The organism is Streptomyces sp. NPDC043427, from assembly GCF_056436655.1.
The window spans coordinates 292,068-306,029 of sequence record NZ_JBWKCC010000006.1; the positions used below are offsets into that span (position 1 = coordinate 292,068).

Consider the following 13,962-nt stretch of genomic DNA (forward strand, 5'->3'; position numbering starts at 1 on the left):
AGCGGGTGCGCAGTGTCCGGTGGAGAGGTGGCCGGGATCCTGGTGGCCGTCTTCTGGGCGATCCTGGTCTCCTTCCTCGCGGTGGCCCTCGCGAGGCTGGCCCAGACGCTCAAGGCGACCACCAAGCTCGTGGCGGACGTGACCGACCAGGCCGTCCCGCTGCTGGCCGACGCCTCCGCGGCGGTGCGCTCCGCGCAGACCCAGATCGACCGGGTCGACGCGATCGCGTCGGACGTCCAGGAGGTCACGTCGAACGCGTCCGCGCTGTCGACGACCGTCGCCTCCACCTTCGGCGGCCCCCTGGTCAAGGTCGCCGCCTTCGGCTACGGCGTACGCCGGGCCCTCGGCGGCCGCAAGGACGACGTGCCCGCCAAGGCGCCCCGCAGCACCGTGATCGTCGGACGCACGGTCTCGGCCTCGCGGTGGGGCAAGCGGAAGAAGGACTGAGCGAACCGATGTTCCGCCGTACGTTCTGGTTCACCTCCGGCGTCGCCGCCGGTGTGTGGGCCACCACCAAGGTCAACCGTAAGCTGCGGCAGCTGACTCCCGAGAGCCTCGCCGCGACCGCGGCCAACAAGGCGATCGAGACGGGCCACCGGCTCAAGGACCGCGCGGTGGGCTTCGCACTCGACGTCCGCGACAACATGGCCCAGCGGGAGGCCGAGCTGGGAGACGCGCTCGGGATCAACACCGACCCCGAACTCCCCGCGCCCCGGCGGTTCGCCGCCATCGAGAACCGCAACGACCCGAAGTACACCGACGAGAAGTACACCGACAACACGACGTACCTCGGCAACACGACGTACTCGTACAACCGGAATGAGGACCACTGATGGAGTCGGCTGAGATCCGCCGCCGCTGGCTGAGCTTCTTCGAGGAGCGCGGGCACACCGTCGTCCCTTCGGCGTCGCTCATCGCGGACGACCCGACTCTGCTCCTCGTCCCGGCCGGCATGGTGCCCTTCAAGCCCTACTTCCTGGGCGAGGTCAAGCCGCCCTTCGCGCGCGCCACCAGCGTGCAGAAGTGCGTACGCACGCCCGACATCGAAGAGGTCGGCAAGACCACCCGCCACGGCACGTTCTTCCAGATGTGCGGCAACTTCTCGTTCGGCGACTACTTCAAGGAAGGCGCCATCAAGCACGCCTGGGAGCTGCTCACCAGCCCCCAGGACAAGGGTGGTTACGGCCTGGAGCCGGAGAAGCTCTGGATCACCGTCTACAAGGACGACGACGAGGCCGAGCGCATCTGGCACGAGGTCGTCGGGGTGCCGAAGGAGCGCATCCAGCGCCTCGGCATGAAGGACAACTACTGGTCCATGGGCGTCCCCGGCCCCTGCGGCCCCTGCTCCGAGATCAACTACGACCGCGGCCCCGAGTTCGGCGTCGAAGGCGGCCCCGCCGTCAACGACGAGCGGTACGTGGAGATCTGGAACCTCGTCTTCATGCAGTACGAGCGTGGCGAGGGCATCGGCAAGGACAACTTCGAGATCCTCGGAGACCTGCCGAGCAAGAACATCGACACGGGCCTCGGCATGGAGCGCCTCGCCATGATTCTGCAGGGCGTGCAGAACATGTACGAGATCGACACCTCCATGGCCGTCATCAAGAAGGCCACCGAGCTGACCGGCGTGGCCTACGGCGACGCCCACGACTCGGACGTCTCCCTGCGCGTGGTCACCGACCACATGCGTACGTCCGTGATGCTCATCGGCGACGGCGTCACCCCCGGCAACGAGGGCCGCGGTTACGTCCTGCGCCGCATCATGCGCCGCGCCATCCGCAACATGCGCCTGCTCGGCGCCACCGGCCCGGTCGTCAAGGACCTCATCGACACCGTCATCGCGATGATGGGCCAGCAGTACCCGGAGCTGGTCACCGACCGCGAGCGCATCGAGAAGGTCGCCCTCGCCGAGGAGAACGCCTTCCTCAAGACGCTGAAGGCCGGCACCAACATCCTCGACACCGCCGTCACCGAGACCAAGCAGGCCGGTGGCACGGTCCTGGCCGGCGACAAGGCGTTCCTGCTCCACGACACCTGGGGCTTCCCGATCGACCTCACCCTCGAGATGGCCGCCGAGCAGGGCCTCTCCGTGGACGAGGACGGCTTCCGCCGCCTGATGAAGGAGCAGCGGGAACGCGCCAAGGCCGACGCCCAGTCCAAGAAGACCGGCCACGCCGGCGTCGGCGCCTACCGCGAGATCGCCGACAAGGCCGGCGAGACCGAGTTCATCGGCTACTCGGACAGCGAGGGCGAGTCCACGATCGTCGGCATCCTCGTCGACGGCGTCTCCTCCCCGGCCGCCACCGAGGGCGACGAGGTCGAGATCGTCCTGGACCGCACCCCGTTCTACGCCGAGGGCGGCGGCCAGATCGGCGACACCGGCCGCATCAAGGTCGACACCGGTGCCGTCATCGAGATCCGCGACTGCCAGAAGCCGGTCCCGGGTGTGTACGTCCACAAGGGAGTCGTCCAGGTCGGCGAGGTCACGGTCGGCGCCACGGCCCACGCCTCGATCGACTCCCGTCGCCGTACGGCCATCGCCCGCGCCCACTCGGCCACCCACCTCACCCACCAGGCCCTGCGCGACGCCCTCGGCCCGACGGCCGCCCAGGCCGGTTCCGAGAACCAGCCCGGCCGTTTCCGCTTCGACTTCGGCTCGCCGTCCGCCGTGCCGACGACCGTGATGACCGACGTCGAGCAGAAGATCAACGAGGTGCTCGCCCGTGACCTCGACGTCCGCGCCGACGTCATGGGCATCGACGAGGCCAAGAAGCAGGGCGCCATCGCCGAGTTCGGCGAGAAGTACGGCGAGCGCGTCCGCGTGGTCACCATCGGCGACTTCTCCAAGGAGCTGTGCGGCGGCACGCACGTGCACAACACCGCCCAGCTGGGCCTCGTGAAGCTGCTCGGCGAGTCCTCCATCGGCTCCGGTGTCCGCCGTATCGAGGCCCTGGTCGGTGTCGACGCCTACAACTTCCTCGCCCGTGAGCACACGGTCGTCGCCCAGCTCCAGGAGCTGATCAAGGGACGTCCGGAGGAGCTCCCGGAGAAGGTCTCCGCCATGCTCGGCAAGCTGAAGGACGCCGAGAAGGAGATCGAGAAGTTCCGCGCCGAGAAGGTGCTCCAGGCCGCCGCCGGTCTCGTGGAGTCCGCCAAGGACGTCCGCGGGATCGCCGTCGTCACCGGGCAGGTCCCGGACGGCACCACGCCGGACGACCTGCGCAAGCTGGTCCTCGACGTGCGCGGCCGTATCCAGGGCGGACGGGCCGCCGTGGTGGCCCTGTTCACGGTCAACAACGGCAAGCCGCTGACCGTCATCGCCACCAACGAGGCCGCCCGTGAGCGCGGTCTCAAGGCCGGTGACCTGGTCCGCACGGCCGCCAAGACCCTCGGCGGTGGCGGTGGCGGCAAGCCGGACGTCGCCCAGGGCGGTGGCCAGAACCCGGCCGCCGTCGGCGAAGCCGTCGACGCCGTCGAGCGTCTTGTGGCGGAAACGGCCAAGTGAGTTCGGCGATGAGAAGGGGACGTCGACTCGCGATCGACGTCGGGGACGCCCGCATCGGGGTCGCTTCCTGCGACCCCGACGGGATCCTCGCGACCCCGGTCGAGACGGTCCCCGGCAGGGACCTCCCGGCAGCGCACCGAAGGCTGAAGCAACTGGTCGAGGAGTACGAGCCGATCGAGGTCGTCGTCGGTCTCCCTCGCTCCCTCAAGGGGGGCGAGGGCCCGGCCGCGGTAAAGGTTCGCGGCTTCGCGCAGGAGCTGGCGAAGGGCATCGCACCGGTCCCGGTCCGCCTCGTCGACGAGCGGATGACGACCGTGACGGCCAGTCAGGGACTGCGCGCCTCAGGGGTGAAGACGAAGAAGGGCCGCTCGGTCATCGACCAGGCAGCCGCTGTGATCATCCTTCAGCAGGCGCTCGAATCCGAACGGGTGTCAGGTAAAGCACCCGGCGAGGGCGTCGAAGTGGTCATCTGATCGCGATACGGTAACGTTCCGCGCGATGCGGTGGTGTTCGAACAGCCGCCGCACAGAGAGAGGCGGGACGGGAACAGGGCGGTGAAGCCGCGTGACCGCCGCCTCGCGGCTCTAGGGGATCGATGACTGAGTATGGCCGGGGCCCAGGCTCCGAACCGTGGCATCCGGAGGACCCGTTGTACGGGGACGGCGGATGGGGAGGGCAGCAGGCCCACGAGGGCCAGCAGTCTGCCTACGGCGGCCAGCAGCAGCACTATCCGCAGCAGCCGCAGCAGCCGGGATACGGCGACTGGGGCGACGGCCAGCAGGCCGCCTACGGTCAGGCGCAGCAGCACCAGTACGACCCGCAGCACCACCAGCAGCACTATGACCCGCAGCAGTACGCGGCGCAGGGGCAGGGGCAGCAGCCGTACGATCAGGGCGGCTGGAGCAACGACACCGGCGGGCAGCCGCACGTCCCGTACCCCGCCGACCCGACGGACCCCTACGGGCAGCAGCCCGTCGGCCACGGCGCCGAGCAGCCCGACTTCTACGGCACGCAGGACGCGTATCCGCCGCCGGAGCCGCCTGGCCGCCGCCGCGCGGAACCGGAGCCCGAGACCGACTGGGACCCGGGACCCGACCAGGGCGAGCACGCCTTCTTCGCGGGCGGCAGTGAGGACGACGAGGACGACCAGCCGGGAGACCGCCGAGGGCGCGGCGACCGGCGCGGCCGCGGCGACAAGGGCGGCAAGGGGAAGGGCAAGGGCAAGAAGGGCCGCAACGGGGTCGCTTGCCTGGTGGTCGTGCTCGTCCTCGGTGGCGGCATCGCCGGCGCCGGCTACTTCGGCTACCAGTTCTACAAAAATCGTTTCGCCCCGGCGCCCGACTACGCGGGCAGCGGCACCAGCGAGAAGGTGACGGTCACCATTCCGGAAGGTGCTTTCGGCTCCGATATCGGGCGGATGCTGAAGGCGGCCGGCGTGGTGAAGAGCGTCGATGCCTTCGTTGCCGCGCAGTCGCAGAACCCCGACGGGGACAAGATCCAGGCGGGCGCCTACATCTTGAAGACGCACATGTCTGCCGCCAGCGCCGTCGCGATGATGCTCGACGGCAAGAGTCAGGCCAATGTGATGGTCAAGCCGGGGCAGCGCAACGTGCAGGTGTACAAGGTGATCGACCAGAAACTCGATCTCGCCTCCGGCACCACCTGGAAGACGGCCGAGAAGGAGTACAAGAGCCTCGGACTGCCGAGCTGGGCGAACGACAACAAGGACATAAAGGACCCGCTGGAGGGCTTCCTCTACCCGGGTACCTACGGCGCCGCCAAGGGCATGAAGCCCGAGACGGTCCTGAAGGAGATGGTGGGCCGGGCCAGCAAGGCGTACGCCAAGTACGACCTGGAGGCGGAGGCCCGGAAGCTCAAGCTGGAGAGCCCGCTGCAGGTCATCACGGTCGCGAGCCTTGTCCAGGCCGAGGGCAAGACGCACGACGACTTCCGCAAGATGGCGGAGGTGGTCTACAACCGCCTCAAGCCCACGAACACCGAGACCAACCAGAAGCTGCAGTTCGACTCGACCTTCAATTACCTGAAGAACGAGAGCAAGATCAATATCGGCGAGTCCGAGATCAACAGCAATCAGGACCCGTACAACACGTACACCCAGAGGGGCCTTCCGCCCGGGCCGATCGGCAATCCGGGCGACGACGCGCTGAAGGCGACGCTGAATCCGACGAACGACGGCTGGATCTACTTCGTGGCGACCGACGGTGAGAACAAGACCGAGTTCGCCAAGACGTACGCGGAATTCCAGCGGCTCAAGGACAAGTTCAACGAAGCGTCCGCGAACTGAGTCCCGCCGGTCTGCGACCATGACAACCGAACACCGAGGGACCACCGCGACGTGGGCGAAAGTCCTGGCCGTGGTGGTGTTCGCCGCGCTGGCGGTGGTCGTGTGGGCGATGATCGACATCGGCTCGCCGGAGGACACGACGCCGGGGGGCAAGTCCTCGTGGACCACACCGGGCGCGACACGGAGCGCTTCGCCGTCGCCCGCGTCGCCCTGAGACGAAGGGTGAGAACCAATGAGCGACACAGTGCACACGGGACGCGCCGGGGGGCGCCGGGCCGCCGTGCTCGGCAGCCCCATCGCCCACTCCCTCTCGCCGGTGCTGCACCGCGCCGCGTACCGGGAACTGGGACTCGCGGACTGGTCGTACGACCGCTTCGAGGTCGACGAGGCGACCCTGCCCGAGTTCTTCGAGCGGCTGGACGAGACGTGGGCGGGACTGTCGTTGACGATGCCGTTGAAGCGGGCCGTGATTCCACTGCTCGACGAGATCAGCGAGACGGCGACCTCTGTCGAGGCGGTCAACACGGTCGTGTTCACCGAGGACGGCCGCCGCGTCGGGGACAACACCGACATCCCCGGCATGGTGGCCGCCCTGCGCGAACGCGGCATCGAACAGGTCGACTCGGCGGCCATCCTCGGCGCCGGCGCCACCGCGTCCTCCGCGCTGGCCGCGCTGTCCCGGGTCTGCACCGGCGAGGTCGTCGCCTACGTTCGCAGCGAGGCGCGCGCCGCTGAGATGCGGCAGTGGGGCGAGCGGCTCGACGTGGAGGTCCGTACGGCGGACTGGTCGGACGCGGAGCAGGCGCTGCGTGCCCCGCTGGTCGTCGCGACCACCCCGGCCGGTACGGCGGACGCCCTCGCCTCCGCCGTACCCGAGCGGCCCGCCACCCTCTTCGACGTGCTCTACGACCCCTGGCCGACCGCCCTCGCGGCCCGCTGGTCCATGTACGGCGGGGCCGTGGTCAGCGGGCTCGACCTGCTGGTGCACCAGGCGGTGCTCCAGGTCGAGCAGATGACCGGCCGCAGCCCGGCTCCCGTGGACGCCATGCGAAAAGCGGGCGAACGCGCGCTCGACGCCCGATAGGATCCGCTGGGATCCGCCGGGGGGCGGAGCAAGACCAGGATCAGTACCAGGGGGGTGTCCACTCATGTCCGCAGGCGTGCCGCTCGCGTCCGGAAAGAGCGAGATCTTCGAGATCGTCCTGAAATTCATGCCGGACTGGGTGCAGGTGACCGTGCTCAGTCTGGTCATCGCGGCAGTTCTGATCTCGTGGGTCCTCAAGCTGAAGCGCTGGATCGCACGTCGGCGCGGGGTGAGCGCCGGTGCGCCGGTCCAGGCGGCGGCCCAGCACGGACAGGGGCGGGGCGCGGACTATCTGGGCCCGTACGCGCCCCAGCAGGCACAGCAGCCGCGGCAGCCGAGCGGTGCCGACTTCCTCGGCTCCTACGCGCCGCAGCAGCAGCCGCAGCGGGACGGATCGGCCTGAAGCCCCTGCAGTCCCGTCGTGAGCCGGTCGCGTCCGCTGTGTGGACCGGCGGCCGGGTCCGCGGGACGGACGTGGGAGGATCGGAGATGGCGGGCCAGGGTCGCGCACCCGGTCGCGCCGTCGCCGTACGCGATGACGCGCGTACGCAGGGCAGCAGCAGGGCGCGAATACTGAGGAGCACCGTTGAGCAGGTTGCGCTGGCTGACCGCGGGGGAGTCCCACGGTCCCGCACTCGTGGCGACGCTGGAGGGCCTTCCCGCCGGTGTGCCGATCACCACGGAGATGGTCGCCGACCATCTGGCACGGCGGCGGCTCGGCTACGGTCGCGGTGCCCGGATGAAGTTCGAGCAGGACGAGGTCACCTTCCTCGGCGGGGTGCGGCACGGCCTCACTCTGGGCTCGCCGGTCGCGGTCATGGTCGGCAACACCGAGTGGCCCAAGTGGGAGCAGGTCATGGCGGCCGACCCCATCGACCCCGACGTCCTCGCGGGCCTCGCCCGCAACGCGCCGCTGACCCGGCCCCGGCCCGGCCACGCCGACCTCGCCGGTATGCAGAAGTACGGCTTCGACGAGGCCCGGCCGATCCTGGAGCGCGCCTCGGCCCGGGAGACCGCGGCCCGGGTGGCCCTCGGCGCGGTGGCCCGTTCGTACCTCAAGGAGACGGCCGGGATCGAGATCGTCTCGCACGTCGTCGAACTGGCCGCCGCGAAGGCCCCGTACGGCGTCTACCCGACCCCCGCCGACGTCGAGAAGCTCGACGCCGACCCGGTGCGCTGCCTGGACGCCGACGCGTCGAAGGCGATGGTCGCGGAGATCGACCAGGCCCACAAGGACGGCGACACCCTCGGTGGCGTGGTCGAGGTGCTGGCGTACGGCGTGCCGGTGGGCCTCGGCTCCCACGTGCACTGGGACCGCAAGCTGGACGCCCGGCTGGCCGCCGCGCTCATGGGCATCCAGGCGATCAAGGGCGTCGAGCTCGGCGACGGCTTCGACCTGGCGCGGGTGCCCGGCTCGAAGGCCCACGACGAGATCCTCAGCACGCCCGAGGGCATCAAGCGGGCGACCGGCCGCTCCGGCGGCACCGAGGGCGGGCTCACCACCGGTGAGCTGCTGCGCGTACGGGCCGCGATGAAGCCGATCGCCACCGTGCCCCGCGCCCTGCAGACAGTGGACGTCGTCACGGGTGAGCCCGCGCAGGCCCACCACCAGCGCTCCGACGTCTGCGCCGTGCCCGCGGCCGGGATCGTCGCCGAGGCCATGGTCGCCCTCGTCCTCGCCGACGCGGTCGCGGAGAAGTTCGGCGGTGACAGCGTCACCGAGACCCGCCGCAACGTGCGGTCCTACCTCGACAACCTCACCGTCCGATGAGCGCTCCGCTGGTCGTGCTGGTCGGCCCCATGGGGGTCGGCAAGTCCACCGTGGGCGAGCTGCTGGCGGAGCGGCTCGGTGTCGGATACCGGGACACCGACGCCGACATCGTCGCGGCGCAGGGCCGGCCCATCGCCGACATCTTCGTCGAGGAGGGCGAGCCCGCCTTCCGCGCCCTGGAGAAGGAGGCCGTACGGCAGGCCCTCGCCGAGCACGACGGCGTCCTCGCCCTCGGCGGCGGCGCGATCCTCGACGCCGGCACGCGCGAGCTGCTCGTCGACCGGCGCGTCGTGTACCTGTCGATGGACGTCGAGGAGGCGGTCAAGCGCACCGGCCTCAACGCGGCCCGGCCGCTGCTCGCCGTCAACCCGCGCAAGCAGTGGCGCGAGCTGATGGAGGCGCGGCGCCACCTCTACGAGGAGGTCGCCACGGCCGTCGTACCGACGGACGGCCGTACGCCCGAAGAGGTCACACAAGCCGCCTTGGACGCTTTGGAGTTGAAGACTGTATCTCCCGGGGGACAGCCCCCGGACCCCCGGCCGGAGGACGTCGTGGCTCAGCAGGTGACAAGGATCAGGGTAGGCGGCAGCGCGGGCTCCGAGCCCTACGAGGTGCTGGTCGGCCGGCAACTGCTCGGTGAGCTGGGCGGCTTGATCGGTGACAGGGTCAAGCGGGTCGCCGTGATCCACCCCGAGGCGCTCGCCGAGACCGGTGACGCGCTCCGCGCCGACCTGGCCGAGCAGGGCTACGAGGCCGTCGCCATCCAGGTGCCGAACGCGGAGGAGGCCAAGACCGCCGAGGTCGCCGCCTACTGCTGGAAGGCGCTCGGCCAGTCCGGCTTCACGCGCACCGACGTCGTCGTGGGCGTCGGCGGCGGCGCGACCACCGACCTCGCCGGCTTCGTCGCCGCGACCTGGCTGCGCGGGGTGCGCTGGATCGCCGTCCCCACCACCGTGCTGGCCATGGTCGACGCGGCCGTCGGCGGCAAGACCGGCATCAACACCGCCGAGGGCAAGAACCTGGTGGGTGCCTTCCACCCGCCCGCCGGCGTGCTGTGCGACCTGGCGGCGCTGGATTCGTTGCCGGTCAACGACTACGTGTCCGGTCTGGCGGAGATCATCAAGGCCGGCTTCATCGCCGACCCGGTGATCCTCGACCTCATCGAGTCCGACCCCGAGGCCGCCCGCACCCCCGCCGGCCCGCACACCGCCGAACTCATCGAACGTTCCATCAAGGTCAAGGCGGACGTCGTCTCCTCCGACCTGAAGGAGTCGGGCCTGCGGGAGATCCTCAACTACGGCCACACTCTCGCGCACGCCATCGAGAAGAACGAGCGCTACAAGTGGCGGCACGGCGCGGCGGTCTCGGTCGGCATGCACTTCGCCGCAGAACTCGGCCGCCTGGCGGGCCGGTTGGACGACGCCACGGCCGACCGTCACCGCACGGTCCTGGAGTCGGTGGGCCTGCCCCTGCACTACCGCTACGACCAGTGGCCCAAGCTCCTGGAGACCATGAAGGTCGACAAGAAGTCCCGCGGCGACCTGCTCCGCTTCATCGTCCTCGACGGCCTCGCCAAGCCGACCGTCCTGGAGGGTCCCGACCCGGCGGTCCTGCTCGCCGCCTACGGCGAGGTCGGTCAGTAAGTCCCCCCGCGCGAGCTTCCGCCCGATTCGCCTTCCGCCCCGGGCACTTGGTGCCGCCCCCGGTCGTTCCCACAACGACAGCCGGGGGCGGTACCGTTCGGACGAGGCTCCCACCACGCCCTTTAGGCTGTCGGGGGAAAGCGGGTTCACCCCCGCTGCCAGCGCCAATTGCCTGTACGAGACGGAGTGGCACCGGATGCAGCACGCAGTGGGGTCTCCGCTGCCGCAGCCCCCTCAGCCGGGGCACGGTCCGGCCGCCGGTTGGTCGCCGGCCGCACACCACCCGGGGCCGCACCACCCGGGCCCCCATCAGGGGCCCGCCCCCGTGCCCCCGCCGCCCCCGGGCTTCACCGGAGCGCCCCACACCCCGCCGGTCCCCCCGGTGCCGCCCGCACCGCACTCCCCGGCCCCCGACACCACCGGCCACCTCCCGCTCCCGCCGGGCGGCCCGGTGGCAGCGCCCAGCGCACCCCCCACCCCGGCCGCGCCCGACCCGACGACCACCACCCTGGCGGTCCTCCTGATCGGCCCCGCGGGCGCCGGCAAGACGAGCGTCGCCAAGTACTGGGCCGAGCATCGACGCGTCCCCACCGCGCACATCAGCCTCGACGACGTCCGCGAATGGGTCCGCTCCGGCTTCGCCGACCCCCAGTCCGGCTGGAACGACCACTCCGAGGCGCAGTACCGCCTCGCCCGCCGCACCTGCGGTTTCGCCGCCCGCAACTTCCTCGCCAACGGCATCTCCTGCATCCTCGACGACGCCGTCTTCCCCGACCGCCCCGTGGTCGGCCTCGGCGGCTGGAAGCGCCACGTCGGCCCCGGCCTCCTCCCCGTCGTCCTCCTTCCGGGCCTCGAAATAGTCCTGGAACGCAACGCAGAACGCTCCGGCAACCGCCGCCTCACCGACGAGGAGGTCGCCCGCATCCACGGCCGCATGGCCGGCTGGTACGGCTCCGGCCTCCCGATCATCGACAACTCCCAGCTCGACGTCCCACAGACGGCCCACCTCCTGAACGAGGTCCTGACGAGGTCGATCGCAAGCCCGCCCAACTGGTAAGCACCGGGGCCTGTATGTGCCTCCAAGGGGCGCGGGGAACTGCGCGACCAGCCCCGACGGACCCGCAGCGGACAACGAACCGTTGCCCCACTCGGCCCTCTCGACCGGCGCTCACCCTGCGGAGCTCATACGCTCGGCTCATGTCAGAGGTGTATGCGGCCCGCCGAAATCGGCTACGGGAGCGCTGCCACGCGGGCGGCAGCGCGGCAGCGCTGATCTCCCGTCCCGCCAACGTGCGGTACCTCGCGGGCATCGCCCCGCCCGGTGCCGTCCTGCTGCTGGGAAAGCGCGAGGATCTGCTGGTGAGCGCGGGCCCGCCGAACGACCGGCCCGCCGAAGGGCGCCTCGACGAGGCGCTACGAGTGCACACCCTGCCCCGAGCCGGAGGCGACCCCGCCGTCGCGGCCGCCGGCCTCCTCGGGGCACAGGGCGCCGACTCCCTGGCCCTGGAGGAACACCACCTCACGGTGGCCCGGCACCGCGCCATCCGCTCCGTCGCCCCCGGCCTGCGCCTCGGTGACCTGGGCGGCGCGGTCGAGCAGCTGAGGGTGGTGAAGGACGAGGAGGAGATCTCCTGCCTGCGCATCGGCGCCGAGATCGCCGACCAAGCCCTCGGGGAGTTGCTGGAATCCATCCTGGTCGGCCGCACCGAACGGCACCTGGCCCTGGAGCTGGAGCGCCGTCTCGTCGACCACGGCGCCGACGGGCCCGCCTTCCCCACCTCCGTCGCGACGGGCCCGAACTCCGGCCGCCGCGGTCACCGCCCCACCGACCGCAGGGTCGAGGAGGGCGACTTCCTCTCCGTATGCCTGGGGGCGACCTATCGCGGCTACCGCTGTGAGATCGGCCGTACCTTCGTCATCGGTACGTCGCCTGCGGACTGGCAGATCGAGCTGTACGACCTGGTCTTCGCGGCCCAGCGCGCCGGGCGGGAGTCCCTCGCACCCGGCGCCGCCTACCGGGACGTGGACCGTGCGGCACGTCAGGTGCTGGACTCGGGGGGGTATGTGGAGGGCCTTCCCGAACTGACTGGTCACGGCGTCGGGCTCGAAATCGACGAGGACCCTCAGTTGGGTCCCGCGGCCATGGGTAAACTGGACGCTTGCGTGCCGGTCACCGTCGAACCGGGGGTCCACCTCCCGGGCCGGGGCGGTGTCCGGATCGATGACACGCTCGTCGTGCGCCCCGAGGCGGACGGCGGACCCGAGCTACTCACCATCACGACCAAGGAGCTGCTCGCGCTCTAGCGACCCCAGGGAAGTTCAGGCACGTCCCCACGCCGCCCGGCACGGGAACGCCCCCGACCTTCCCCGGCGCCGCTCGGTGCGTGCCCCGGGGTCGTACGTCAGTCCAGGAGATTCCGCAACCGTGGCTTCCACGAACGACCTCAAGAACGGCCTGGTGCTCAAGCTCGAAGGCGGCCAGCTCTGGTCCGTCGTCGAGTTCCAGCACGTCAAGCCCGGCAAGGGCCCGGCCTTCGTGCGCACCAAGCTCAAGAACGTGCTCTCCGGCAAGGTCGTCGACAAGACCTTCAACGCCGGCGTCAAGGTCGAGACGGCCACTGTCGACAAGCGCGACATGCAGTTCTCGTACATGGACGGCGAGTACTTCGTCTTCATGGACATGGAGACCTACGACCAGCTGATGGTCGACCGCAAGGCCGTCGGTGACGCCGCCAACTTCCTCATCGAGGGTTTCATGGCCACCGTCGCCCAGCACGAGGGCGAGGTGCTCTTCGTCGAGCTGCCGGCCGCCGTCGAGCTGACCATCCAGGAGACCGAGCCGGGCGTCCAGGGCGACCGCTCCACGGGCGGCACCAAGCCCGCCACCCTGGAGACGGGCCACCAGATCCAGGTCCCGCTCTTCATCACCACCGGTGAGAAGATCAAGGTCGACACCCGCACGAGCGACTACCTCGGCCGGGTGAACAGCTAACCGTGGCTGCCCGCAACACGGCCCGCAAGCGCGCCTTCCAGATCCTCTTCGAGGGCGACCAGCGCGGCGCCGACGTCCTGACGGTCCTCGCGGACTGGATCCGGCTCTCCCGGGCCGACACCCGGCAGCCACCGGTGAGCGAGTACACGATGCAGCTGGTCGAGGGCTACGCGGCGCACGCGAAGCGCATCGACGAGCTGATCGCGCAGTACTCGGTCGGCTGGACGCTCGACCGGATGCCGGTCGTCGACCGCAACATCCTGCGCCTTGGCGCCTACGAGCTGATCTGGGCCGACGAGACCCCGGACGCCGTCGTCCTCGACGAGATGGTGCAGCTGGCGAAGGAGTTCTCCACGGACGAGTCGCCCTCGTTCGTCAACGGCCTGCTCGGCCGTCTCAAGGAACTCAAGCCGTCGCTGCGCCGCGAAGAGGACTAGACAGCGGTACACGGCAGTCGGCGGTACAAGCAGTCAGCGGTATGACAAAACGCCGGAGGGCCCGCAGCGTCACGTCTGCGGGCCCTCCGGCGTTCTGGTCCGCCTCCCGTACCCCTGGCGCCCCGCAGGCCCGCAGAACGCCGCCGGGGGGGGGGGGGGGGGGGGGGGGGGGGGGGTGCGCGGGGGGGGGGGGGGGGCGCCCCCCGACGAGGGGGAAAGGGTCCC

14 protein-coding genes are annotated in these 13,962 nt (G+C 70.5%); all 14 read left to right on the forward strand.

Going from position 1 to position 13,962, the window contains the following annotated elements; translation table 11 throughout:
• Positions 1-12 precede the first annotated feature (12 nt).
• The 14 genes from AC067M_RS14500 (at position 13) to nusB (ending at position 13,737) form a co-directional block, all read left to right on the forward strand.
• Complete coding sequence (locus AC067M_RS14500; RefSeq protein WP_037670767.1) at positions 13-447, forward strand: DUF948 domain-containing protein; 435 nt, start codon at positions 13-15, stop codon at positions 445-447.
• 8 nt (positions 448-455) lie between these two features.
• On the forward strand, positions 456-833 hold the full coding sequence (locus AC067M_RS14505; RefSeq protein ID WP_478697329.1) for a hypothetical protein: 378 nt from the start codon (positions 456-458) through the stop codon (positions 831-833).
• Complete coding sequence (gene alaS / locus AC067M_RS14510) at positions 833-3,505, forward strand: alanine--tRNA ligase (RefSeq protein ID WP_478697330.1); 2,673 nt, start codon at positions 833-835, stop codon at positions 3,503-3,505. Before AC067M_RS14505 ends, alaS begins: the two co-directional genes overlap by 1 nt.
• 8 nt (positions 3,506-3,513) lie before the next feature.
• The gene (ruvX, locus tag AC067M_RS14515) at positions 3,514-3,978 is read left to right on the forward strand and encodes a Holliday junction resolvase RuvX (protein WP_478697331.1); all 465 of its coding nucleotides are present in this window, start codon (positions 3,514-3,516) and stop codon (positions 3,976-3,978) included.
• A gap of 122 nt (positions 3,979-4,100) precedes the next feature.
• The gene (gene mltG, locus AC067M_RS14520; protein WP_478697332.1) at positions 4,101-5,810 is read left to right on the forward strand and encodes an endolytic transglycosylase MltG; all 1,710 of its coding nucleotides are present in this window, start codon (positions 4,101-4,103) and stop codon (positions 5,808-5,810) included.
• 19 nt (positions 5,811-5,829) lie between these two features.
• A complete protein-coding gene (locus tag AC067M_RS14525) occupies positions 5,830-6,024 on the forward strand; it encodes a hypothetical protein (RefSeq protein WP_478697333.1) in 195 nt (64 codons plus the stop codon).
• An 18-nt stretch (positions 6,025-6,042) separates the two neighbouring features.
• The gene (locus AC067M_RS14530) at positions 6,043-6,894 is read left to right on the forward strand and encodes a shikimate dehydrogenase (protein WP_478697334.1); all 852 of its coding nucleotides are present in this window, start codon (positions 6,043-6,045) and stop codon (positions 6,892-6,894) included.
• 64 nt (positions 6,895-6,958) lie between these two features.
• Positions 6,959-7,297, forward strand: coding sequence for a hypothetical protein (locus tag AC067M_RS14535; protein WP_478697335.1), 339 nt, complete (start codon positions 6,959-6,961; stop codon positions 7,295-7,297).
• Positions 7,298-7,480: 183 nt separating this feature from the next.
• A complete protein-coding gene (aroC, locus tag AC067M_RS14540; RefSeq protein WP_478697336.1) occupies positions 7,481-8,665 on the forward strand; it encodes a chorismate synthase in 1,185 nt (394 codons plus the stop codon).
• Complete coding sequence (gene aroB / locus AC067M_RS14545; RefSeq protein WP_478697337.1) at positions 8,662-10,308, forward strand: 3-dehydroquinate synthase; 1,647 nt, start codon at positions 8,662-8,664, stop codon at positions 10,306-10,308. Before aroC ends, aroB begins: the two co-directional genes overlap by 4 nt.
• Before the next feature lie 196 nt (positions 10,309-10,504).
• Complete coding sequence (locus AC067M_RS14550; protein ID WP_478697338.1) at positions 10,505-11,365, forward strand: Pro-rich N-terminal domain-containing protein; 861 nt, start codon at positions 10,505-10,507, stop codon at positions 11,363-11,365.
• 140 nt (positions 11,366-11,505) lie between these two features.
• Entirely contained in the window at positions 11,506-12,612 is a 1,107-nt protein-coding gene (locus AC067M_RS14555; RefSeq protein ID WP_478697339.1) for an aminopeptidase P family protein, read from the forward strand.
• A gap of 121 nt (positions 12,613-12,733) precedes the next feature.
• A complete protein-coding gene (gene efp / locus AC067M_RS14560) occupies positions 12,734-13,300 on the forward strand; it encodes an elongation factor P (protein WP_478697340.1) in 567 nt (188 codons plus the stop codon).
• A 2-nt stretch (positions 13,301-13,302) separates the two neighbouring features.
• Complete coding sequence (nusB, locus tag AC067M_RS14565) at positions 13,303-13,737, forward strand: transcription antitermination factor NusB (protein ID WP_478697341.1); 435 nt, start codon at positions 13,303-13,305, stop codon at positions 13,735-13,737.
• The last annotated feature ends 225 nt before the right edge of the window (positions 13,738-13,962 follow it).

Coding starts and splice junctions, on each gene's coding strand:
- AC067M_RS14550 (WP_478697338.1), top strand. CDS start 10,505: ATGCAGCACGCAGTGGGGTCTCCGCTGCCGCAGCCCCCTCAGCCGGGG.
- alaS (WP_478697330.1), top strand. CDS start 833: ATGGAGTCGGCTGAGATCCGCCGCCGCTGGCTGAGCTTCTTCGAGGAG.
- aroB (WP_478697337.1), top strand. CDS start 8,662: ATGAGCGCTCCGCTGGTCGTGCTGGTCGGCCCCATGGGGGTCGGCAAG.
- ruvX (WP_478697331.1), top strand. CDS start 3,514: ATGAGAAGGGGACGTCGACTCGCGATCGACGTCGGGGACGCCCGCATC.
- mltG (WP_478697332.1), top strand. CDS start 4,101: ATGACTGAGTATGGCCGGGGCCCAGGCTCCGAACCGTGGCATCCGGAG.
- AC067M_RS14525 (WP_478697333.1), top strand. CDS start 5,830: ATGACAACCGAACACCGAGGGACCACCGCGACGTGGGCGAAAGTCCTG.
- AC067M_RS14530 (WP_478697334.1), top strand. CDS start 6,043: ATGAGCGACACAGTGCACACGGGACGCGCCGGGGGGCGCCGGGCCGCC.
- AC067M_RS14505 (WP_478697329.1), top strand. CDS start 456: ATGTTCCGCCGTACGTTCTGGTTCACCTCCGGCGTCGCCGCCGGTGTG.
- AC067M_RS14535 (WP_478697335.1), top strand. CDS start 6,959: ATGTCCGCAGGCGTGCCGCTCGCGTCCGGAAAGAGCGAGATCTTCGAG.
- AC067M_RS14555 (WP_478697339.1), top strand. CDS start 11,506: ATGTCAGAGGTGTATGCGGCCCGCCGAAATCGGCTACGGGAGCGCTGC.